This is a genomic window from Bordetella parapertussis (assembly GCF_020735925.1).
In the GTDB taxonomy this organism is placed as follows: domain Bacteria; phylum Pseudomonadota; class Gammaproteobacteria; order Burkholderiales; family Burkholderiaceae_B; genus Bordetella; species Bordetella pertussis.
The window spans coordinates 223,579-242,559 of the sequence record NZ_CP085971.1 but is presented as its reverse complement, the minus strand read 5'-3'; the positions used below and the strand labels follow the sequence as shown (position 1 = coordinate 242,559).

19 protein-coding genes and 1 pseudogene are annotated in these 18,981 nt (G+C 68.5%); 10 read left to right on the top strand and 10 right to left on the bottom strand.

What is annotated here, in order from left to right; all coding sequences use genetic code 11:
* Positions 1–6: 6 nt before the first annotated feature.
* Positions 7–645, bottom strand: a complete 639-nt coding sequence (gene gstA / locus LK409_RS01175; protein WP_010927619.1) for a glutathione transferase GstA — start codon at positions 643–645, stop codon at positions 7–9.
* Positions 646–897: 252 nt separating this feature from the next.
* Here gstA and LK409_RS01170 point away from each other — a divergent pair, with 252 nt between their 5' ends.
* The 4 genes from LK409_RS01170 to LK409_RS01155 all read left to right on the top strand — a co-directional run bounded on the left by LK409_RS01170 (position 898) and on the right by LK409_RS01155 (position 4,634).
* Entirely contained in the window at positions 898–1,932 is a 1,035-nt protein-coding gene (locus LK409_RS01170; protein ID WP_010927618.1) for a WD40/YVTN/BNR-like repeat-containing protein, read from the top strand.
* Positions 1,933–1,972: 40 nt separating this feature from the next.
* On the top strand, positions 1,973–2,575 hold the full coding sequence (locus LK409_RS01165) for an amino acid synthesis family protein (RefSeq protein ID WP_003808076.1): 603 nt from the start codon (positions 1,973–1,975) through the stop codon (positions 2,573–2,575).
* Between the two features lie 25 nt (positions 2,576–2,600).
* Complete coding sequence (locus tag LK409_RS01160) at positions 2,601–3,458, top strand: alpha/beta fold hydrolase (RefSeq protein WP_003808075.1); 858 nt, start codon at positions 2,601–2,603, stop codon at positions 3,456–3,458.
* A gap of 204 nt (positions 3,459–3,662) precedes the next feature.
* Positions 3,663–4,634: a LysR family transcriptional regulator gene (locus LK409_RS01155; protein ID WP_226376496.1), complete on the top strand. Its 972-nt coding sequence runs from the start codon at positions 3,663–3,665 to the stop codon at positions 4,632–4,634.
* Here LK409_RS01155 and LK409_RS01150 read toward each other — a convergent pair.
* From LK409_RS01150 to LK409_RS01140, 3 genes are read right to left on the bottom strand one after another with little or no spacing between them, the layout of a single operon-like run.
* The gene (locus LK409_RS01150; protein WP_003819353.1) at positions 4,609–5,322 is read right to left on the bottom strand and encodes an acetate--CoA ligase family protein; all 714 of its coding nucleotides are present in this window, start codon (positions 5,320–5,322) and stop codon (positions 4,609–4,611) included. The genes LK409_RS01155 and LK409_RS01150 overlap by 26 nt on opposite strands.
* A 15-nt stretch (positions 5,323–5,337) precedes the next feature.
* Complete coding sequence (locus tag LK409_RS01145; protein WP_010927617.1) at positions 5,338–6,780, bottom strand: CoA-binding protein; 1,443 nt, start codon at positions 6,778–6,780, stop codon at positions 5,338–5,340.
* Position 6,781: 1 nt separating this feature from the next.
* Complete coding sequence (locus LK409_RS01140) at positions 6,782–7,756, bottom strand: tripartite tricarboxylate transporter substrate binding protein (RefSeq protein ID WP_010927616.1); 975 nt, start codon at positions 7,754–7,756, stop codon at positions 6,782–6,784.
* A gap of 266 nt (positions 7,757–8,022) precedes the next feature.
* Here LK409_RS01140 and LK409_RS01135 point away from each other — a divergent pair, with 266 nt between their 5' ends.
* The 6 genes from LK409_RS01135 to LK409_RS01110 all read left to right on the top strand — a co-directional run bounded on the left by LK409_RS01135 (position 8,023) and on the right by LK409_RS01110 (position 13,529).
* Positions 8,023–9,207 (top strand): acetyl-CoA C-acyltransferase, encoded by a 1,185-nt coding sequence (locus LK409_RS01135; protein WP_010927615.1) that lies wholly within the window; start codon positions 8,023–8,025, stop codon positions 9,205–9,207.
* 18 nt (positions 9,208–9,225) lie between these two features.
* On the top strand, positions 9,226–10,026 hold the full coding sequence (locus LK409_RS01130) for an enoyl-CoA hydratase/isomerase family protein (protein WP_003808069.1): 801 nt from the start codon (positions 9,226–9,228) through the stop codon (positions 10,024–10,026).
* A gap of 46 nt (positions 10,027–10,072) precedes the next feature.
* The gene (locus tag LK409_RS01125) at positions 10,073–11,299 is read left to right on the top strand and encodes an acyl-CoA dehydrogenase (RefSeq protein ID WP_010927614.1); all 1,227 of its coding nucleotides are present in this window, start codon (positions 10,073–10,075) and stop codon (positions 11,297–11,299) included.
* Positions 11,296–11,976: a hypothetical protein gene (locus tag LK409_RS01120; protein WP_226376488.1), complete on the top strand. Its 681-nt coding sequence runs from the start codon at positions 11,296–11,298 to the stop codon at positions 11,974–11,976. The genes LK409_RS01125 and LK409_RS01120 overlap by 4 nt, the downstream gene beginning before the upstream one ends.
* A 102-nt stretch (positions 11,977–12,078) precedes the next feature.
* Positions 12,079–12,699, top strand: a complete 621-nt coding sequence (locus tag LK409_RS01115; protein WP_226376487.1) for a hypothetical protein — start codon at positions 12,079–12,081, stop codon at positions 12,697–12,699.
* Positions 12,700–12,707: 8 nt separating this feature from the next.
* Entirely contained in the window at positions 12,708–13,529 is an 822-nt protein-coding gene (locus LK409_RS01110) for an enoyl-CoA hydratase-related protein (RefSeq protein ID WP_042143145.1), read from the top strand.
* 45 nt (positions 13,530–13,574) lie between these two features.
* Here the strand turns inward: LK409_RS01110 and LK409_RS01105 are convergent, their stop codons facing one another.
* The 6 genes and pseudogenes from LK409_RS01105 to LK409_RS01080 all read right to left on the bottom strand — a co-directional run.
* Positions 13,575–14,558 (bottom strand): Bug family tripartite tricarboxylate transporter substrate binding protein, encoded by a 984-nt coding sequence (locus LK409_RS01105; RefSeq protein WP_003808065.1) that lies wholly within the window; start codon positions 14,556–14,558, stop codon positions 13,575–13,577.
* 62 nt (positions 14,559–14,620) lie between these two features.
* Positions 14,621–15,106, bottom strand: a complete 486-nt coding sequence (locus LK409_RS01100; protein WP_010927613.1) for a MaoC family dehydratase — start codon at positions 15,104–15,106, stop codon at positions 14,621–14,623.
* Positions 15,107–15,115: 9 nt separating this feature from the next.
* Positions 15,116–16,135: a cyclase family protein gene (locus LK409_RS01095; RefSeq protein WP_003819337.1), complete on the bottom strand. Its 1,020-nt coding sequence runs from the start codon at positions 16,133–16,135 to the stop codon at positions 15,116–15,118.
* A gap of 31 nt (positions 16,136–16,166) precedes the next feature.
* Entirely contained in the window at positions 16,167–17,675 is a 1,509-nt protein-coding gene (locus tag LK409_RS01090; protein ID WP_010927612.1) for a class I adenylate-forming enzyme family protein, read from the bottom strand.
* Entirely contained in the window at positions 17,672–18,367 is a 696-nt protein-coding gene (locus LK409_RS01085) for an acyl-CoA dehydrogenase family protein (protein WP_229131178.1), read from the bottom strand. The genes LK409_RS01090 and LK409_RS01085 overlap by 4 nt, the downstream gene beginning before the upstream one ends.
* Positions 18,368–18,536: 169 nt before the next feature.
* Positions 18,537–18,857, bottom strand: a pseudogene (locus LK409_RS01080) (acyl-CoA dehydrogenase family protein); the annotation flags it as partial.
* Between the last annotated feature and the right edge of the window lie 124 nt (positions 18,858–18,981).

Here is an 18,981-nt window from a genome sequence, read left to right as displayed (position 1 = left end):
ATGGCCTCATCGGGCGGCGGCCGCGCGCTGGCGCTCGCCTTCGTCGCGCGCGGCCTGCTCGGCGGCGCGCACGCTGGGCCGGGCGCCCACGCGCGCCAGGTAGGCTTCCAGGTGCGGCCATGCGCTCGTGTCGATGTCGTGCGCGCGGGTCCACATGGCGATCGTGTAGCAATGCGCGTCGGCGATGGTGAACGTCTCGCCCATGAGGAATTCGCGGCCCGCCAGCTGATCGTTCAGCCACTGCAGGCGGCCGTCCAGGTACTGGCGGGCGATGCGCCGGTACTCGGGCGGCGTGATCGCCTTGAACAGCGGCATGAAGCCGCCCTTGTGCAGGTCGGCGGCGATGAAGCTCATCCACTCCAGCACCCGGTAGCGCGCCAGCGTGCCGGCGGCCGGCAGCATGCCTTGCTGCGGCCGCTGGTCCGCCAGGTACTGCATGATCACCGCGTCTTCGCTGAGGAACTGCCCATCGGGCAGCTCCAGCGTCGGCACCGTGCCCTTCGAATTGACCTTCAGGTAATCGGACCCGTCGGCCAGCCGCTTATTGGCCATGTCGACCCACTGCAGGTCCAGCGCCAGCCCCAGCTCGCGCGCGACGATATCGACGGCCAGCGAGCAGCCGCGCACCTCGTGATAGAACTTCATGCCCGTGCATCCTCAAGAGTGTTGGAAAAGCCCTGCGTCCACCCGAACGATGAAAAATCCGCTCTGGTAGTACGATATAATCACTTTAAACAAATTCAGTACTACAATTCTGTCAGCGATGCACGATTTGTCCTACTAGGGGAAACCTGGGCGCGCGGCCCTGCCGCCACGCCCAGGCGCATCCATCACGTCACGCCCGAGGCGCCGCGCACGGCGCCTTCATGAACACGACCGCATCGACAGGAGACCGATATGCAGGGAACCATTCTGGTAGGCACGGCCGGCCAGGGCATATTGCGCAGCAATGACAATGGCGCCAGCTGGCACCGCCTAGGCCTGAAGGAAGCCATCGAATTCGACGGCACCGTGCGCAGCCTGGCGGTCGACCCCGCCAATCCCGCCCGCGTGCTGGCCGGGGCCGACGCGGGCATCTGCCTGAGCACCGACGGCGGCGCGCATTTCAGCCTCGTCGACTCGCCCGCCAACGGCCAGACGATCTGGTCCGTCGCCTTCAGCCCGCGCGATCCGCGCCTGGTGTTCGCGGGCTCCGGCGCGCCCTCGCGCGCCCGCATGTACCGCTCGCGCGACGGCGGCCAGAGCTGGGAGCAGCTCAGCCCCGAACTGCCGGAGTTCTGCAGCGGCGTGCACCGGCCGCGCATCCTGACCGTCTGCGCCCACCCCGAACAGGCCGAGGAAGTCTGGTTCGGCGTGGAGGAAGGCGGCGCCTGGCGCAGCACCGATGCCGGCGACACCTGGGAGCGCATCGATGCGCCCGGGCGCGGCATCAACAACTCGGACATCCACAGCATCACCCTGCTGCCCGCCGCCTCGGGCCAGCCGGCCACGCAGATCGTGGTGACGGTGAATTCGGTCTGCCAAAGCGTCGACGAGGCGCGCAGCTTCGACTGCCAGGCATCCAGGGAGCGCTTCGACGGCCTGTACTACACGCGCGCGGTCTATCCGCTCGATGCCGCCGGCCAGACCTTGCTGCTGGCGGTAGGCGACGGCACGCCCGGCACGCGCACCCGCATCTACCGATCCGAGGATCGCGGCCGGAGCTGGGCGCCCGCGCTGCTGCACACCGCGCCCAACTCGACCGTATGGGCGTTCGGCGCCCATCCCAGCGATCCCGCGCTGGTGTTCGCCGGCACCAAGTACGGCCACCTGCTGCGCTCCACCGACGGCGGACGCAGTTGGTACAAGGAATGGCGCGATTTCAGCGAGATCACCTCGGTCGCGTGGACGCCCCACGTCGCCCCGGTGCATGCCCATCCCCAATCGATCTGACCGGGCGGCCACGCCCCCTTCCACTTTCATCAGAGCAGCAATGAAAACGCCCAACTTCAGCGTCTACCACATCCGCAAATGGTATCTGCAGGTCGAGGACACCCTGGCCGGCGAGACCGGCGCGCCCGCAGACGGCGAGCCGCTGCGCAAAATCGTCCTGGCCGCGTGCATCCACAATCCGTACGCCGGCAAATACGTGGAAGACCTTACGCTGTGGATCGACGCCTCGCCCGGGCTGGGCGCCGAGTTCGGCCGGCGCGTGCGCGAGGCCGCGCAAGGCCAGGCCATCGCCAGCTACGGCAAGGCCTGCCTGGTCGGCGCCGACGGCGAATACGAGCACGGCAACGCCCTGCTCACCAACCCCGCCGCGAACCCCGTGCGCGACGCGCTGGGCGGCGCGAAATCGTGGGTGCCCTCCACCGGCAAGCGCGGCGGCCCCGGCACCATCATCGACATCCCGCTGGCCCACAAGGATGCGCTCTACGTGCGGTCCCACTACGATACGGTCAGCGCCCAGTTCAACGACGGCCCCAACCGCGACGAGGTCGTCCTGATCTGGGCCTTCGCCACGCGCGGCCGCCTGAACGCCCGCCTGGGCGGACTCGCCGCCTGCGACGTCCAGGGCCATGACGGCCTCAACTGAACACGCTCGCCGGAACCCGCCCGCCATGCAACGCCGCGATTACCGCCTCGCCCACGCCGGGCTGGACTTCCACGTCACGGAATGGGGCAGCCCGCAAGGCCTGCCGGTCGTGATGCTGCACGGCATCCGCGGCTACGCGGAGACCTTCGCGGGCATCGCGGCCGCGCTCCAGCCGGAATACCGCGTCATCGCCTTCGACCAGCGCGGGCGCGGGCGGACCGACTGGGACGCGGACTGCAATTACTACACCGATACCTATGTGGCTGACCTGGCCGCGGTGGCCGACCAGCTGTCGCTGGCGCGCTTCGACCTGCTGGGCCACTCCATGGGCGGCATCAACGCGATCGTCTACGCCGCGCGCCATCCGGGGCGCGTCGGACGGCTGGTGGTCGAGGACGCCGGACCGGGCGCCTTCGAGGACAGCGACGGCGCGCGCCGCATCCGCCGCGAACTGGCCGAGACCCCGGCCGGCTTCGCCTCCTGGGACGCCGCCAGCGACTTCATGCGGTCGCTGCGCCCCAGCGTGTCCGAGCAGGCTCGGCAGCAGCGCCTCGAAAGCATGCTCAAGCCCGCGCCCGAGGGCGGGTACGTCTGGCGCTACGACCATGCCGGCATCGCCCGCACGCGCCTGCACCCCGACCCCGCGCGCGTGGTGGACCTGGCCGCCTACGTCGCGCGCATCGGCTGTCCGACCCTGCTGCTGCGCGGCGGCCGCTCCGACTACCTGCAACCGGCCATGGTCGAACGCATGCGCGCCCTCAACCCGCGCATCGAAGCGGTAGAGATCGCCGACGCGGGCCACTACATCCACGACGACCAGCCGGCGGCATTCGCTCGCCACGTCTGCCGGTTCCTGAAGCCGCACGCGCCGGCCGGCGCGTGATCGCGGCGCTCGCGCGCATGCCGCTGCGCGAGCGCATTGCGGCCCTGCTAAGGGTTTCCACTATTCAGCGCGCATCGACGCAAAAGCGCGATGTTGCTACCATGTTTTCGAGCTGTATCGCGGCTTTCCGTTGCCGTACGTATCATTCCTGCGAATCACCTTCAGTGGTCGCCCAGCCAGTGCTCGTTAGGCGAATTGACGTACATGAATACGACCCGTATGCAGCGCATGCCGCCGCTGAACGCATTGCGAAGTTTTGAAAGCGCGGCGCGGCACGAGAGTTTCCTGAAGGCCGCCGCGGAGCTGCACGTCACGCCAGGAGCCGTCAGCCGCCTGGTCAAATCGCTGGAAAGCTACCTGGGCGTCGAACTGTTCATGCGTTCGCACCGCGGCGTGGCCATCACGCCGCAAGGCAAGGCGTTCGCCGAAGACATTCTCGAAGCGTTCAACAAGATCGGCATCGCCACGGACCGCGTCCAGCAGCATCCCGGCGACCGCGGGCTGAGCATCTGCTGCCATCCGACCTTCGCCGCGCACTGGCTGACCCCGCGCTGGGCGCAGGTCCAGGCGGCGCTGCCCAGCACGCAGATAAACGTCAAGACCACCCTGGCGCCCGAACTCGAAAGCACGGACGACTACGACTTCGTCGTCAAGCTGGGCCCCGATCCCGCCGCCGAGCAGGCCTGCAGCGGCGGCGTGGCCGCCGAACGCGTACTGGATGTCGAGACGTTCCCGATCTGTTCGTCGGCCTTCCTGCAACGGCATGGCGGCGAACTGGGGCTCGACGATATCGAGCGCTATCCGCTCATCCACGCGCAGTTGCGCCCGCAGGACTGGAACCGCTGGCTCCAGTCGGTGGGGCAGCCCGCCTTGCGCCAGGCGCCCGCGCTGGTGTTCGAGAGCCTGACCCTGGCCTACAACGCGGCGATGTCGGGCGCGGGCATGGCCATCGGCATCCACGCCTTCATCGCCGACGACATTGCATCGGGCAGGCTGGTGGCGCCGTTTCCCCAGGTACGCAAAAGCCACATGGGGTTCAACATCTATTTCAACGCCCAGCGGGCGGCGCGTGTCCCGCGCATCGAGCAGATCCGCCGCTGGATGGTCCAGGAGCGCAACAAAACGCGCGCCACCGACACCGCCGCCGCGCTCAGAAAGTCGGCTTTTGCAGAATGATCGATGCGTCGGCGACGACCATGCCCGGGTCCAGGTGGCGGCCGCGCACCATGACCGGGTTGAGGTCCAGCTCGGCGATCAGGTGGCTGCGCCGGTAGTAGAACTCCGAGACATCCGCGATCAGCCTGGCGAACGCGCCGATATCGGCGGGCTCCCTGCCCCGGGCGCCGTCGATGATCGGAAACGCCTTGTGATGGCGCAGCGCACGCTCGGCATCGCGCGCTGACAGCGGCGCCATGCGGATCTCGGGCGCGCCCAGCAGCTCGGCATAGATGCCGCCCGCGCCCACCACGACGACGGGGCCGAAGGTATGGTCGGTGCGGCAGCCGACGAACCATTCCATCAGAACGTCGCCCACCATGGATTCGACCAGCACTTCCCCGCCGGCCACGCCGGCCCGCCGCGATCGCTCCTGCAGCTCGCGCCGCGCGCGCTCCACGTCGCCCGGCGCCACGTCGAGCGCCACCAACCCCAGTTCCGACTTGTGCAAGGCCTCATCGGCGCACAGCTTGACGACGGCCGGCCCGCCGCGGGCCTCGCCCGGCACGGGAAACCCCGCCATGGCCAGGATGCGCTTGCTGTCCGCCTCGTGCACCACCTGCCGTCCGGCATCGATCCATTGCTGCAGCAGCAAATCGATCTCGTCCAGTTTCGTACCCGCCCCTGCCATGGAAATCGCTGTGCTCATGTCTACGCCTATTCCTCAGGAGATGTCCGTGTCGCCACGTATGGCCCGCAATGCCAGGGCCACCCGGCCGGTGTCGCCATAGATCGGAATGCCGCTGCGGGTCAGTATCTCCAGCGACTCCGGCGTCTGCTCCGGCGTGCCGGTCCAGCAGACCACCACGGGTTTGTCGGTGCTGCGGTACATGCGGACGATGGCGTGCGCGAACGCCGGATTGCGGATGAACGTCGAGATGATCGCGAACCCGTCGAGGTTCCTGGCGCGCGCGAACAGGTTCAGCACCTCCTCGAACAGCGACTCCTGCGTCAGGATCGCGCCGGACAGGTCGATGGGATTGCGGCTGGCGCCGAACTCGGGCACCTTCGCCTTGAGGCGCTCGAGCGTGTCCGGATCGAACCGCGGCACGGTAAAACCGTCCATCTCCAGCAGATCCGACAGCTCCACGGCCAGGCCGCCGGCCACCGACAGGATGCCGACCGCGCCGCCCTTCATCCGCCTGCCGTTGGCCAGGGCCATGGCAACATCGATGGCCGTCGCGCTGTCGCGCGCCCGCACCACCCCGAGCTGGCGGAACACCCCGTCGATGACGCGGTCGTCCGACGCCATGGCGCCGGTATGGCTGCTGGCCGCGGCCACGCCGGCGGTGGAACGCCCGCTCTTGACCACCACGATCCGCTGCTGGGGGCCCAGCCGCTGCACGCTGCGGGCGAAATGCCGGCCGTTCTTGATCTGCTCGATATAGCACAGCACGACCCGGCACTCCGGCTTGTCGGCCAGCGCATGGATATAGTCCGCGGCGGTCAGGACGGCTTCGTTGCCCGAGCTGACGACGCAGCACAGGCCGACGCCGCGGCGCATCAGGTTGTTGGCCATGTAGCCCGCCATCGCGCCGGACTGCGACACGATCGCGACCTTGCCCTCCAGCATCCGGTTGTACATCGGGCTGAAGGTCATCTGCAGCTTGACGCCCGGCACCACCACGCCCTGGCAGTTGGGGCCGACGACCGGCAACTGGGTCTCCAGGCAGTACTGACGCAGCGCGGTCTCCAGCAACGCCCCGCGCTCGCCGGTTTCGGTAAAGCCCGAGGCCAGGATGACGGCCAGGCGCAGCCTGCCCAGCGGCACGGACGCCAGCGCCGTCACGACCATGTCGGCTGGCACGGCGAACAGCGCCACATCGACCGGTTCCTCGATCTCCGAGAACGCCTGCACGAACCGCACGCGCTCGTAGCCGGCCTCGAAGACGCCGGGCTCCACCGGAGCCCGGCACACGCCGTAGATATTGCCGGCAAAGCCATTCTTGACGACGTTGCGCAGAATGACGTTGCCCAGCTTCGCGTGGTCGGCCGAGATGCCGACCACGGCGACGGTCCTGGCCTTGAACAGCGCGCCGATGGCGCCCTGCAGGTGATCGGCGTTGACCGTAAGCTGCGTCACGGATTTCATTGCCACGGCGTCCATCTCATTGAGCCTTCAATCCGAGTTCCTTGACCAGGGCGCCCCACTTCACGGTCTGCGAAGCCAGGACTTCGTCCATCTCCTTGGGCGTGGACGCCGGCAGCTCCCAGCCCAGTCCCTCGATGTAGCGCGTACGGGCCTCCGGGGTGCTGAGCGCCGCCTTGATGGCGGCCTGCAGCTTGTCGGCGATCGCCGGCGGCACGCCCTTCGGCCCGGCGAGGCCGAACCACTCGGTGGCCTGGAAGTTCGGAATCACCTCGGCGATGGTGGGCACGTCGGGAAACAGCGGCGAACGGGTGTCGCTGGTCACCGCCAGCACCTTCAGGCTGCCTGCCTGCACGTGCGGCAGCACCGAGCCCAGGTCCAGCACCCCGATGGGCAGCCGTCCGGCCACCAGGTCCGCCTGCGTGGCGCCGCCGCCCTTGTAGGGAATGTGCACGAACTTGGTGCCGGCCAGCTTGTTGACCAGTTCCATGGAAAGGTGCGCCATCGAGCCCACGCCCGACGTCCCGTAGCTGCCGTACTTGCCCGGTTCCTGCTTGACCTTCTCGATCAGCTCGGCGAACGAGGCCACCGGAACCGAGGGGTGCACGACCACCAGCTTGGGCGCGCGGTTGACCACGGTGATGCCGGTGAAGTCCTGCGGCATCCGGTAAGGCATGCTCGCCTGCATGCCGGGCATGATGGTGTGGCCGGTCACCAGCAGCACCAGGTGATAGCCGTCCGGCGCGGCGCGGGCCACGGCCTCGGCCCCTATCATCCCGCCCGCGCCGGTGCGGTTCTCGACCACGACCTGCTGGTTCCAGGTCTTGCCCAGCTGGTTGGCGATATAGCGCGTGACATTGTCGGCCGGACCGCCGGCGGAAAACGGCACGATGATGGTGATGGGTTTGGACGGATAGCGGTCCGGGCTTTCGGCGGCCTGAGCGGCCGCGGGTCCGAGCGTAAGCAGCAGCCCGACAAGTAACGAGCGGATCATGGTTGTCTCCTGTCACTGTTTTATGGATTGCGGGCTTCCCGTCGGAAGGTCTCGCGGTGGCAGCTTGGCCGGCGCACACATGTTCGGCGAGCGCCATCCCGGCCGGCAAACGACTTTTTTTCCCGCTGGCCTACAAAAACTCAACCAGAAGAAACCTGGCTGAGAAAAACTGAGCCACCGCTGCGAAATAGTCGGTTGCCGCCCGATTTCGGCCGTCGATATAGTCGTCTCCATCCTCACATCCCAGGCACAACAAGGAGACAGCGATGAGAGAAGCCGTAATCGTTTCAACCGCCCGCACCCCGATAGGCAAGGCCTACCGCGGCGCCTTCAACCAGACGCACGGCGCCGAACTGGGCGGCCATTCGCTGCGGCACGCCATCGCCCGGTCCAAGGTCGACCCGGCCGAGATCGAGGACGTCATCATCGGCTGCGGCATGCCGCAGGGCGCCACCGGCTACAACATCGGCCGGCAGATCGCCATATGCGGCGGCCTGCCGATCGAAACGGGCGGCACCACCGTCAACCGCCTGTGCGCCTCGGGCCTGCAGGCCATCGCCATCGCCGCCCAGCGCATCATGGTGGACCGGGTGCCCGTCATGGCCGCCGGCGGCCTGGAGTGCATCAGCATCGTCCAGGACGAGCACCACAACGGCGTCAAGAAAAGCCCCTGGATCGAGGCCCACAAACCGCACACCTACGACGCCATGCTGCGCACGGCCGAAGTGGTGGCGCAACGCTACGGCGTCAGCCGCGACGCGCAGGACGATTACGCCTTCCAGAGCCAGATGCGCACGGCCGCGGCGCAGCGCGACGGCCGGTTCGACGACGAGATCGTCCCGATGACGACCGTCAAGCTGAGCAAGAACAAGGAAACCGGCGCCACCTACGAAGAAGAAGTGACCTTGCTGCGCGACGAGGGCAACCGTCCCGACACCACGCGCGAAGGCCTGGCGACCCTGCAGCCGGTGATGGAGCCGGACACCTCCATCACCGCCGGCAATGCCTCGCAGCTCTCGGACGGCTCGTCGGCCTGCATCCTCATGGAAGCCAAGGAAGCCGAACGCCGCAACCTCGAACCGCTGGGCACGTTCCGCGGCTTCGTGGCCACCGGCTGCGAACCGGACGAGATGGGCATCGGCCCCATCCTGGCGGTCCGGACGCTGTTCCAGCGCTTCGGCCTGCGCATGGAAGACATCGACCTCTGGGAGCTCAACGAGGCCTTCGCCAGCCAGACCGTGTACTGCCGCGACCAGCTCGGCATTCCCAACGAACTGCTCAACGTCAACGGCGGGGCGATCTCGGTGGGGCACCCGTACGGGATGAGCGGCGCGCGCATGGTCGGCCACGCCCTGATCGAGGGCCGCCGCCGCGGCGCGCGGCTGGTGGTGGTCAGCATGTGCGTAGGCGGCGGCATGGGCGCGGCCGGACTGTTCGAAGTGTATCGATAAGACGGGAAGGAGAAACCCATGTCCGAATTCACGCCCAAGACCATCCTGGTGGAAGTCCGCGACCACGTCGCGTGGATCACCATCAACCGCCCCGACGCCATGAACGCCCTGGCGCGCGAAACCGTCATCGAGATCGACCAGGCGCTGCAGCTGCTCGAGGCGCGCGCCGACGTCCATGCGCTGGTGTTCACCGGCCAGGGCCGCGCCTTCTGCGCCGGCGGCGACCTGAAGTACTTCAAGGAAACCGTGGGCAGCGGCGACATGAACAAGTTCCGCGCCTACCTGAACCTCTGCCAGAACATGTACCGCCGCGTCGAGAACTTCCCGCACCCGACCATCGCGGCCGTCAATGGCGTGGCGGTGGCCGGCGGCATGGAACTGATCATTTCCTGCGACCTGGTCATCGCCGCCGAGTCGGCCAAGATCGGCGACGGGCACGCCAACTTCGGCATCATCCCGGGCGGCGGCGGGGCGATCCGCCTGCCGCGCAAGATCCCCATGGCCCTGGCCAAGCGCCTGCTGTTCACCGGCAACCTGCTGCCCGCCCGGGAGCTGGCCGAGTACGGCCTGGTGAACCAGGTGGTCCCGGACGAACAGTTGACCGAGGCCGTCCAGGCCTTGCTAGCCCAGATCACCAAGAATTCGCCGCTGGGCGTGCGCCTGATCAAGCAGCTGATCAACGACGGCTACGAGCAGCCCCTGGACACGGCGCTGCGGCTCGAAGTGGTGGCCTGGGAAAGCTATGGCCTGAGCAACGACATCAAGGAAGGGCTGCAGGCCTTCCAGGACAAGCGCAAGCCCAGGTTCTCCGGAACCTGACGCCGGATGGCGCCGCAACCACACCGATACGCCCGAGACGGACACCATGGACACGCAGACCTCATCGCCCGACACCAAGCAGCACTACCAGCCCTTCGTCTGGGAGGATCCCTTCCTGCTCCATGAGCAGCTGACCGAAGACGAGCGCATGATCCAGGCGACCGCGCACGCCTACGGCCAGGAGCAGCTGCTTCCCCGCATCGTGCATGCGCACCGCACCGAGACCTTCGACCGCAAGATCATCCTGGAACTCGGGCAGCTGGGCTTCCTGGGCGCCACCCTCGAGGGGTACGGCTGCGCGGGCGTCAACCACGTCAGCTACGGCCTGATCGGGCGCGAAATGGAGCGCGTGGACAGCGCCTACCGGTCGTCGGTCAGCGTGCAGTCGAGCCTGGTCATGTACCCCATCCATACGTTCGGCTCGGAAGAACAGCGGCAGACATACCTGCCCGGCCTGGCCTCGGGCGAACTGGTGGGGTGCTTCGGCCTGACCGAGCCCGACCATGGCTCCGACCCCGGCGGCATGGCCACCCGCGCGCGCGGCGTCGCGGGCGGCTACCGCCTGTCCGGCGCCAAGAGCTGGATCACCAACTCGCCGATCGCCGACGTGTTCCTGATCTGGGCCAAGGACGACGCCGGCGATATCCGCGGCTTCATCCTCGATCGCGGCATGCAGGGCCTGTCGACCGAACGCATAGACGGCAAGTTCTCCCTGCGCGCCTCGATCACCGGCACCATCGCCATGGACGAGGTCTTCGTGCCGCAGGACCGCATGCTGCCCCACGTCAAGGGGCTGCGCGGCCCCTTCTCGTGCCTGAACAAGGCGCGCCTGGGCATCTCGTGGGGCGCGCTGGGCGCGGCCGAAGCCTGCCTGCACCAGGCGCGCGACTACGTGCTGGCGCGCACGCAGTTCGGGCGGCCGCTGGCCTCGAACCAGCTGGTCCAGAAGAAACTGGCCGACATGGAAACCGAAATCGCCATCGGCCTGCAGGCCAGCCTGCAGGTCGCGCGCCTGATGGACCAGGGACGCGTCTCGACCGAGGCGATCTCCATCATCAAGCGCAACAATTGCGGCAAGGCCCTGGAGATCAGCCGCGTGGCGCGCGACATGCTGGGCGCCAACGGCGTGTCCGACGAATATCACATCATCCGGCACATGATCAATCTCGAGGCCGTCAACACCTATGAAGGCACGCACGACATCCACGCCCTGATCGTCGGGCGTGCCATCACGGGCATCCAGGCGTTCTACGACTCCGGGAGCACGCAATGACACGGCAGCGAAATCGCGAAGGGCTGGAATTCACGGCCGCCAACGCGCAGGCGGTCGAGGCCTTCGACGAAACCGTCAAGCGCTATCTGCAGTTCCACGGCGACATCGGCGGCGCGCTCAAGGCCACCTTCGCGCACGACGCGCAAATGCCGATGGCGCTGATCCTGCGCGGCTACTTCTACCTGCTGATGGGACTGCGCCCGCTGGCCGACAAGGCCGCGCAGCTGGCGGCCGGCCTGCAGCCCGGGCGCGCCGCGCTCACCGAACGCGAACAGCGGCACCTGGACGCCCTGGCCTGCTGGTCGCGCGACTCGCTGCAGGCGGCGACCGAGCACTGGGAGCGCATCGCCCGCGCCCATCCCCGCGACATTCTGGCGGTCAAGATGGCGCATTTCGGCTACTTCTACCTGGGCCGCTCCGCCCGCATCCGCGACGGCATCGCGCAAGCCATCGATTCCTGGTCGGAGGACGACGCGCTGTATCCCTACATGCTCAGCATGATGGCCTTCGGCCAGGTCGAGGCCGGCGAGCTGGCCCGGGGCGAGGTCAGCGGCAGGCGCGCGCTCGAACTGACGCCGCACGATCCGTGGGCGGTGCATGCCGTCGCGCACGCGCTGGAGCCGACCGACCGCAAGGCCGACGCGCTGGCGTGGATCGCCCGCCACGAGCGGCACTAGAGCGAAGCCAACAACTTCCGCCACCACATCCACTGGCACCGCGCGCTGATCCATCTCGAACAGGGCGACGCGCAGGCCGCGCTGGACTGGTACGACCGCACCGTGTTCGCGGCCAATTCGGTGGAATACCTGGATGTCTGCAACGAAGCCTCGCTGCTGATGCGGCTGGAACTGAGCGGCGTCGATGTCGGCCGGCGCTGGGAAGCCGTGGCGCAGAAAAGCGCCGCGCGCATCGACGACCAGGTCATGGGTTTTGCCGACGTGCACTACGCGATGGCGCTGTGCAGCAGCGCGAACCCCGAGCACCGGCAGCAGGCCCAGGCCCTGGCCGAGCGGCTGGAGCGCTACAGCCACGGCGGCACCGACAACGCCCAGGCCTACCGCCAGGCCGTCGTGCCGATCGTCGGCGCCCTGCTGGCGTTCCGCCAGGGCCGCTACCGGGAAAGCGCCGACGCGCTGCTTGCCTGCGCCGACGCGGCGCACGCGGCCGGCGGCAGCCACGATCAGCGCGATGTGTACGAATACCTGACCGCCGAAGCGCTGTTCCGGGCCGCCCCCGCCCATCCCGACACCATTGCGTACCTGGCGCGCCGCTCGTTCCGCGCGCCCCACAACCCGCACAACTGGCGCCTGTACCTGCAGTCGCTGGAACAGTCCGGCCAGGACCGGACCCTGGCGGCGGCGACCGCGCGCCGCCAGGCCGCCGCCCACGCCACCGCATGAGCCCGCCCATGACGACGCCCGCCCCCGCTTCCCCTTGCTACGCCAGGTTCTCGGTCGACGAAGCAGGCATAGGCCTGCTGACCCTGGACGACCCGGCCACCCAGAACGCCATGAGCCTGGCGATGATGGACGCCCTGGCCGCCATACATCCCGTGATCTGCGCCACGCCGCAACTGCGCGTGCTGATCGTCACCGGAGCCGGCAAGGCCTTCTCGGCCGGCGGCAACGTGCACGACATGCTGGAGCGGCGCGGTGTTTTCGCCCCCGAAGATCCGCTGGCCGCGCGCGACCTGAACCTGGAGCGCGTGCACGCCATCCCGCGGGCCATCCACGGGCTGCCCATGCCCACCATCGCGGCCGTCAACGGCCACGCGGTCGGCGGCGGCTGCGACGTCGCCCTGATGTGCGACATCCGGATTGCGTCCGACCAGGCGGTGTTCGCCGAATCGTTCCTGCGGGTCGGCCTGTTGCCCGGCGATGGCGGCGCCTGGTTCCTGCCGCGCGCGGTGGGCCTGTCGCGCGCCATGGAAATGGCCCTGACTTGCGATTTCATCGACGCGCGCGAGGCCGAACGAATCGGGCTGGTATCCCGGGTGGTGCCGCACGCCACCCTGCTCGACGAAGCCTACGCCCTGGCCCGGCGCATCGCGCGGCATCCCCCGCGCATCGCCCGCATGACCAAGCGCCTGATGCAGTTCGGCGCGCATGCGACGCTGCACGATACGCTGGAGATGACGGCCTCCATGCAGGGCATGGTGCAGACGGCCGACGAGCACAAGGACGCCGCCCGGGCGATCGCCGACGCCGTCGCCAGCCGAAGCCGGCGTTGAAACATGCGGGCGCCGGGCCGCCCGCAGGGGCAGCCCGGCCGCCGGCTAGTCGATGCGCGCGCCGGCCTGCTCCACCACCTTGCCCCAGCGGTCGTATTCCGACTTGATGTAGGCGCGGTACTTGTCGACCGAGCCGCCCAGCACGATGGTGCCCTGCTGGTCCAGCTTCTGGCGCACGTCGGGCGAGGCCAGGGCGTCGTTGATGGCCTTGTTGATCTTCGCCAGCACCGGCTCGGGCGTGCCGGCCGGCGCCACGATGCCCTGCCAGGCCAGGCTCTCGAAGCCCGGGATCAGCGTTTCCGCCACGGTCGGCACGTCGGGCATGCCCGACCAGCGTTCGCGGCTGGTGATCGCCAGCGCGCGCAGCTTGCCGGCCTGCACCGGCGCAATCACCGTGTTCAGCGTGGTCGTGGTGAACTGCGTGGCCCCGGAGATCAGGTCCACCTGGGCCGGCGCCGTGCCCTTGTAGGCCACGTGGGTCGCCTTCAGGCCCAGCGTGCTCAACAGTTGCGCGGCGGTCAGGTGCTCGATGGCGCCCACGCCCGAGGACGCATAGTTGTACTTGTCCGGCCCGGCCTTGACCATATCGACCAGCGCCTTGGGCGTCTGCGCCGGCACCTGCATGTTGGCCGCCAGCACCAGCGGCACGGCCGCCGTCAGGCCGGCCGGCGCGAAGTCCTTCAAGGGGTCGAAACCGGGCGAGCGGTAGACCCAGGGCGCGATGACGATGGACGAGGTGTTGTAGAGCAGCGTGTAGCCGTCGGCGGTGGCCTGCGTCAGCGCGGTGGCGGCGATATTGCCCGCCGCCCCCGCCTTGTTCTCGACGATGACCGGCTGGCCCAGCTCCGTGCCCATTTTCTCGGCCAGGATGCGCGCCACGTTGTCGGTCGGCCCGCCCGGGGCGAAGCCCACCAGCAGCCGGATCGGCTTGGACGGCCAGTTGTCCTGGGCGAACGCGTGGCCGCCGGTGGCCAGGACGGCAACGCCGCACAGCAGCGTGGCCCGCAGGATTCCGATTGGTTTCTTCATGTCTCTCTCCTTGTAGAAATCGTCGTTGTTATACGATGCCCGGCATCTTGCGCCGGGCCATGCTACTGCCGCCTGACGAAACGCATGGGGGTGTACACCATCACCACCTCGCCGCGCTGGTTGACGACATGGTTGCGCGTGCGTACCAGGCCGCGGTCGGCGCGGCTCTTGCTGTGCCGCGCCTCGATGACCTCGCAGCGCACGTGCAGCGTGTCGCCCACGTACGTCGGGCCCTCGACCTTCAGCTCCATCTCCAGGAAGGCGAAGCCGGTGTGCTGCATGCAGGCCTGCATCAGCAGGCCCTCGACCATGGAAAACACCAGCGCCCCCGGCACCACCCGGCCGCGCATGTCCGACTGCGCCTGGACGAACTCCGTATCGGTGAACAGCACCTCGGTAAAGCCGGTGGCGTTGACGAAGTTGACCAAGTCCGCCTCGGTGATGGTGCGCCCCACGGTGCGGAACCGGCGGCCCAGCGGGAACTCGGCGAAGTGCAGGCCCAGGCCCACGTACGGAACGCCATCGGCGTCCTCGATTTCCAGTGCCATGGCGCGCTCCTATACGGTGGCGATCGGATTCAGCGGCGAGCCCACCGCGCCGGGCAGGTGCAGCGGCGGCGCGGTCAGCAGGAAGGCATGGCGCTCGTGCCGCTCCAGCCATTCGGCCAGCGGGCTGAGATGCCACAGTTCGCCCAGGTGCAGGCCCAGCTTGAACAGGCAGCGCTCGTGCAGCGGCAGCAAGGCATGGCAGCCATCGCCCTTGAAATCGTAGGGCCGGTCCTCGACCGCATAGTTGTCGGCGATCAGCGCGGCGATGCCGCTGTCGTCGATCCAGTCCAGCAGGCGGCTGTCCGAACCATCGAGCACGGCGCACGAACGCGCCAGCCGCTGGGCGTCGGGCTTGCCGCCCATGCCCAGCACCACGTCGGCAAAGCCGGTGTGCAGGCACAGCATGTCGCCCTTGCGCACCTCCACGCGGTCATGCTCGATCACGCGCATCAGATCGTCGTAGCCGACGCGCTTGCGCTCGTCGCCGAAATGGCGCCGCAGGTCCAGCAGCACGCCGCGCCCCTGCACGCCCTTGGCCGCCATGTGCTCGATCCCCAGGCGATGCGCGCGCGACGGGCTGTCGCGGTCCTCGCGCCGGTGCGAGAAGTTCTCCTTGCCGGTATAGCCGTTGTAGAACACGATCTCGGCCACGCCGTCGCCGTCGGCGTCGAAATGCGAACCGATGTGCGACAGCGCGTCCCATTGCGTCGAGTACTGCAGGCTCATGGCCACCATGTCGTCGCACGCCACGTCGGTGGTGTTGTGGTCGTGCTCGAAGGCGTGCAGGTACATGGGCTTGTCGTCGCGCCGCGTCGGCATCAGGCGCGGCGGATGGCGCGCCGGGTTCAGCACGTTGCCGCCCGGCATGTCCAGCGGCAGGCTCAGGCTGAACACGATCCCTTCCTGCACCTCGGCCACGGCCTCGCGCACCTTCTCGGGGGTCAGCAGGTTGAGCCGGCCGAGCTGGTCGTCATCGCCGAAATCGCCCCAGTTCGAGCCGGGGGGCCGTTGTTTCCATCGTCGGGTCATGGGTTGTCTCTCCTGTTATCGGTGCAAAGGGTCAGCGGCGCGCCACGGCCAGGTCCACGACCTGCGCCGGCAGGTCGGCCAGCAGATGGCGCTTGATTTTCTGGGTTTCGGTCTTGGGAATGGCGGGCACGAACGAGAAATAGCGCGGCGCCATATAGGCCGGCAGGCGCGCCTTCAGGAAGGCCTGCAGCGCGCCGGCGTCCGGCTCGCCCTGCAGCACCACGTACGCATGCACCTCCTCGCCCATGATGTCGTCGGGCACGCCGACCACCGCGCAATCGCGCACCTGCTCGTGCTTGAGCAGCTGCTGCTCGACCTCGGTGGGCGCGATCATCTCGCCGCCGCGCCGGATCAGTTCCTTCTGGCGGCCGTCGAAGTACAGGAAACCGTCCTCGTCCAGGTAGCCGCGGTCGCCCGTGTGCAGCCAGCCCTGCTTGAGCGTGCCGGCCGTAGCCTCGGGATTGCGCCAGTACTCCGAGAAGAACACGTGCGGGCGTTCGGAACGCGCCACGATCTCGCCCTTGGCGCGGATGGCCACCGGCGCGCCGGCCTCGTCCACCACGGCCAGCTCGATGCCCGCGCGCGCATGCCCCACCGAGCCGAAGCGCGCCCGCTGCGGCGTGTTCATCGACACCCAGCCGCCGGTTTCGGTCATGCCGTACAGCTCGCGCACCGAGATGCCGAAGCGCGACTCCACCGCCTCCCAGACGCGGGCCGGCGCACCGCCGCCCACGCACCAGCGCAGGGCGTGATCGCGGCGCGGCTCGGGATAATGCTTGTCGAGGATCGACAGCACGGTGCCCACATAGGTAAAGCCCGTGGCGCCGTGGGCCACCGCCTCGTCGAAAAAGCGGCTGGCCGAGAAGTTGCGCAGCAGCACCAGCGTGGCCCCGCAGCCCAGCACCGAGGCCACCGCGTACATCTGCGGGTTGGCGTGAAACAGCGGCAGGAACACCAGGATGCGGTCGGCGCGGGTCAGCGCCAGCGACTGCACCATGTCGTCGCTGGCGGCCACATAGGCGCCATGCGGCAGCGTCACGCCCTTGGGCAGGCCGGTGGTGCCCGACGTGAACAGGATGCTGTTCAGGTCGCGCGCGGCGCACGGCGGTCCGGCCCAGCGCGCCGGCGGCTCGGCCGGCGGCAGGTCCATCGCGGCGTCGATCTCCAGCACCGGCGGCGCGCCTTCCATGGCGGCCAGGGTGTCGCGGCGCGGCGCCAGCAGCTCGGGCTCGACGATCAGCAGGCGCGATTCGCTCTTGGCCAGCGAATAGCAGAAGCCCTCGCCCACCAGCCCGGTGTTCAGCGGCACGCACACCGCGCCCAGCTCGCCCAGCGCGAACCAGCAGGCCAGGAAGGCCGGGCGGTTGCCGCACATCAGGGCGATATGGTCGCCCGGCCGCACGCCGGCCCGGTGCAGGCGCGCCGCCATGGCGCTGACCATGTCGGCCAGCTCCCGGTAGCGGTACTGGCGGGTTTCGAAAACGAGCGCAATGGCGTCGGGCTGGCTTTCGGCCAGGGCATACAGGCGGTCGGTGATCACGTCTTGGTTCCGGACAGATGGTGGGCGGCGAAGGCAAGCAATTGCTTGCCGATGGTGTTCTTGAGAATCTCGGACGAGCCGCCGGCGATCTCGTAGGCCTTGGCGTCGCGCAGATAGCGGCCGAACGGCGCGCGCTCGGTCACGCCATAGGCGCCGCAGATCTGGATCGCCTGCTCGGCCGCGCGCGTGGCCACCTGGCTGGCGGCCAGCTTGGCTTCGCTGGCATAGCGGGCGATCTCGCGGTGTTCGTCCAGCGCCACGCAGGCCTCGTACACCAGCAGGCGGGCGGCGTCGATCCGGGTCGCCAGATCGGCGAAATACCACTGGATGCCCTGGAAGCCCAGCACCTTCTGGTCGAACGCCTCGCGCCCGGCCGCGTAGGCCAGCGCGTTGTCGAACGCGGCGCGGGCGATGCCCAGGCTGATGGCGCCGGCCATGGTGCGCGAGAAATCCAGCGTGGTCACTGCCTGGCGCACGCCCTTGCCCTCGACCCCGATTAGGTGGTCGTCCGGCACGACCACGCCGTCCAGGATCAGGTCGACGTGCGGACCGTTGCGCAGGCCGAACGTCCCCGACGTCGGGCCGTCGAACGTCGACACCCCCGGCATGTCGCGGCGCACGAAGAACGTGGACACGCCGTGGTCCGTCTCGGCCAGCACGATATAGGCCTCGGCGGCCGAACCCGAGGTGATGAACGACTTGCGGCCCTCCAGCGTCCAGCCGCCGGCGCCGCGCCTTGGTGTCCAGGCTGCGGATATCGCTGCCGTGATTCGCCTCGGTCAGCGCGTAGGCGGTGATCAGGCCCTGCGCGAATTCCGGCAGCACCGCCGCCTTCAGCGACTCGGCGCCGAACTGGTTGATCAGCGTCTGCGCCTGCAGGATGGTGATCAGGCTGATCCCCACCGCCGCGCTGCCGTACGAGGCCTCCTCGAACACCGCCGCGCAGTGCCCGTACGGGGCCGCGCCGCCGCCCCACTGGCGCGGCAGCGTCAGGCTGGTATAGCCGCGGCGCGCCATGGCCTTGATTATCTGCACCGGGTACACGTCCTGCCGGTCGATGGCCTCGGCCTCGGGCAGCACGGTATCGGCCACCACGCGCCGCAGCTCGCGCAGGAACGCCGGATCCACCCTGTCGCGCCACAGCGCGGGACTGCATTGGTATGACTTCGCGATATCGATCATGTCCTTGCCTCCTCCCCGAACGCGGCGACGCCGCCGGGACTGGGTTTGGACTCTAGAAACGAAACGCGGCAAAATCGCGGATACGCCTAAAAAGTTCCGCGATACGGAACACTAGTACCAACAG

What these genes read in the sequence shown, in the direction of transcription:
- gstA (WP_010927619.1), bottom strand. Translation starts at nt 645, where the DNA reads ATGAAGTTCTATCACGAGGTGCGCGGCTGCTCGCTGGCCGTCGATATC.
- LK409_RS01170 (WP_010927618.1), top strand. Translation starts at nt 898, where the DNA reads ATGCAGGGAACCATTCTGGTAGGCACGGCCGGCCAGGGCATATTGCGC.
- LK409_RS01165 (WP_003808076.1), top strand. Translation starts at nt 1,973, where the DNA reads ATGAAAACGCCCAACTTCAGCGTCTACCACATCCGCAAATGGTATCTG.
- LK409_RS01160 (WP_003808075.1), top strand. Translation starts at nt 2,601, where the DNA reads ATGCAACGCCGCGATTACCGCCTCGCCCACGCCGGGCTGGACTTCCAC.
- LK409_RS01155 (WP_226376496.1), top strand. Translation starts at nt 3,663, where the DNA reads ATGAATACGACCCGTATGCAGCGCATGCCGCCGCTGAACGCATTGCGA.
- LK409_RS01150 (WP_003819353.1), bottom strand. Translation starts at nt 5,322, where the DNA reads ATGAGCACAGCGATTTCCATGGCAGGGGCGGGTACGAAACTGGACGAG.
- LK409_RS01145 (WP_010927617.1), bottom strand. Translation starts at nt 6,780, where the DNA reads ATGGACGCCGTGGCAATGAAATCCGTGACGCAGCTTACGGTCAACGCC.
- LK409_RS01140 (WP_010927616.1), bottom strand. Translation starts at nt 7,756, where the DNA reads ATGATCCGCTCGTTACTTGTCGGGCTGCTGCTTACGCTCGGACCCGCG.
- LK409_RS01135 (WP_010927615.1), top strand. Translation starts at nt 8,023, where the DNA reads ATGAGAGAAGCCGTAATCGTTTCAACCGCCCGCACCCCGATAGGCAAG.
- LK409_RS01130 (WP_003808069.1), top strand. Translation starts at nt 9,226, where the DNA reads ATGTCCGAATTCACGCCCAAGACCATCCTGGTGGAAGTCCGCGACCAC.
- LK409_RS01125 (WP_010927614.1), top strand. Translation starts at nt 10,073, where the DNA reads ATGGACACGCAGACCTCATCGCCCGACACCAAGCAGCACTACCAGCCC.
- LK409_RS01120 (WP_226376488.1), top strand. Translation starts at nt 11,296, where the DNA reads ATGACACGGCAGCGAAATCGCGAAGGGCTGGAATTCACGGCCGCCAAC.
- LK409_RS01110 (WP_042143145.1), top strand. Translation starts at nt 12,708, where the DNA reads ATGACGACGCCCGCCCCCGCTTCCCCTTGCTACGCCAGGTTCTCGGTC.
- LK409_RS01105 (WP_003808065.1), bottom strand. Translation starts at nt 14,558, where the DNA reads ATGAAGAAACCAATCGGAATCCTGCGGGCCACGCTGCTGTGCGGCGTT.
- LK409_RS01100 (WP_010927613.1), bottom strand. Translation starts at nt 15,106, where the DNA reads ATGGCACTGGAAATCGAGGACGCCGATGGCGTTCCGTACGTGGGCCTG.
- LK409_RS01095 (WP_003819337.1), bottom strand. Translation starts at nt 16,135, where the DNA reads ATGACCCGACGATGGAAACAACGGCCCCCCGGCTCGAACTGGGGCGAT.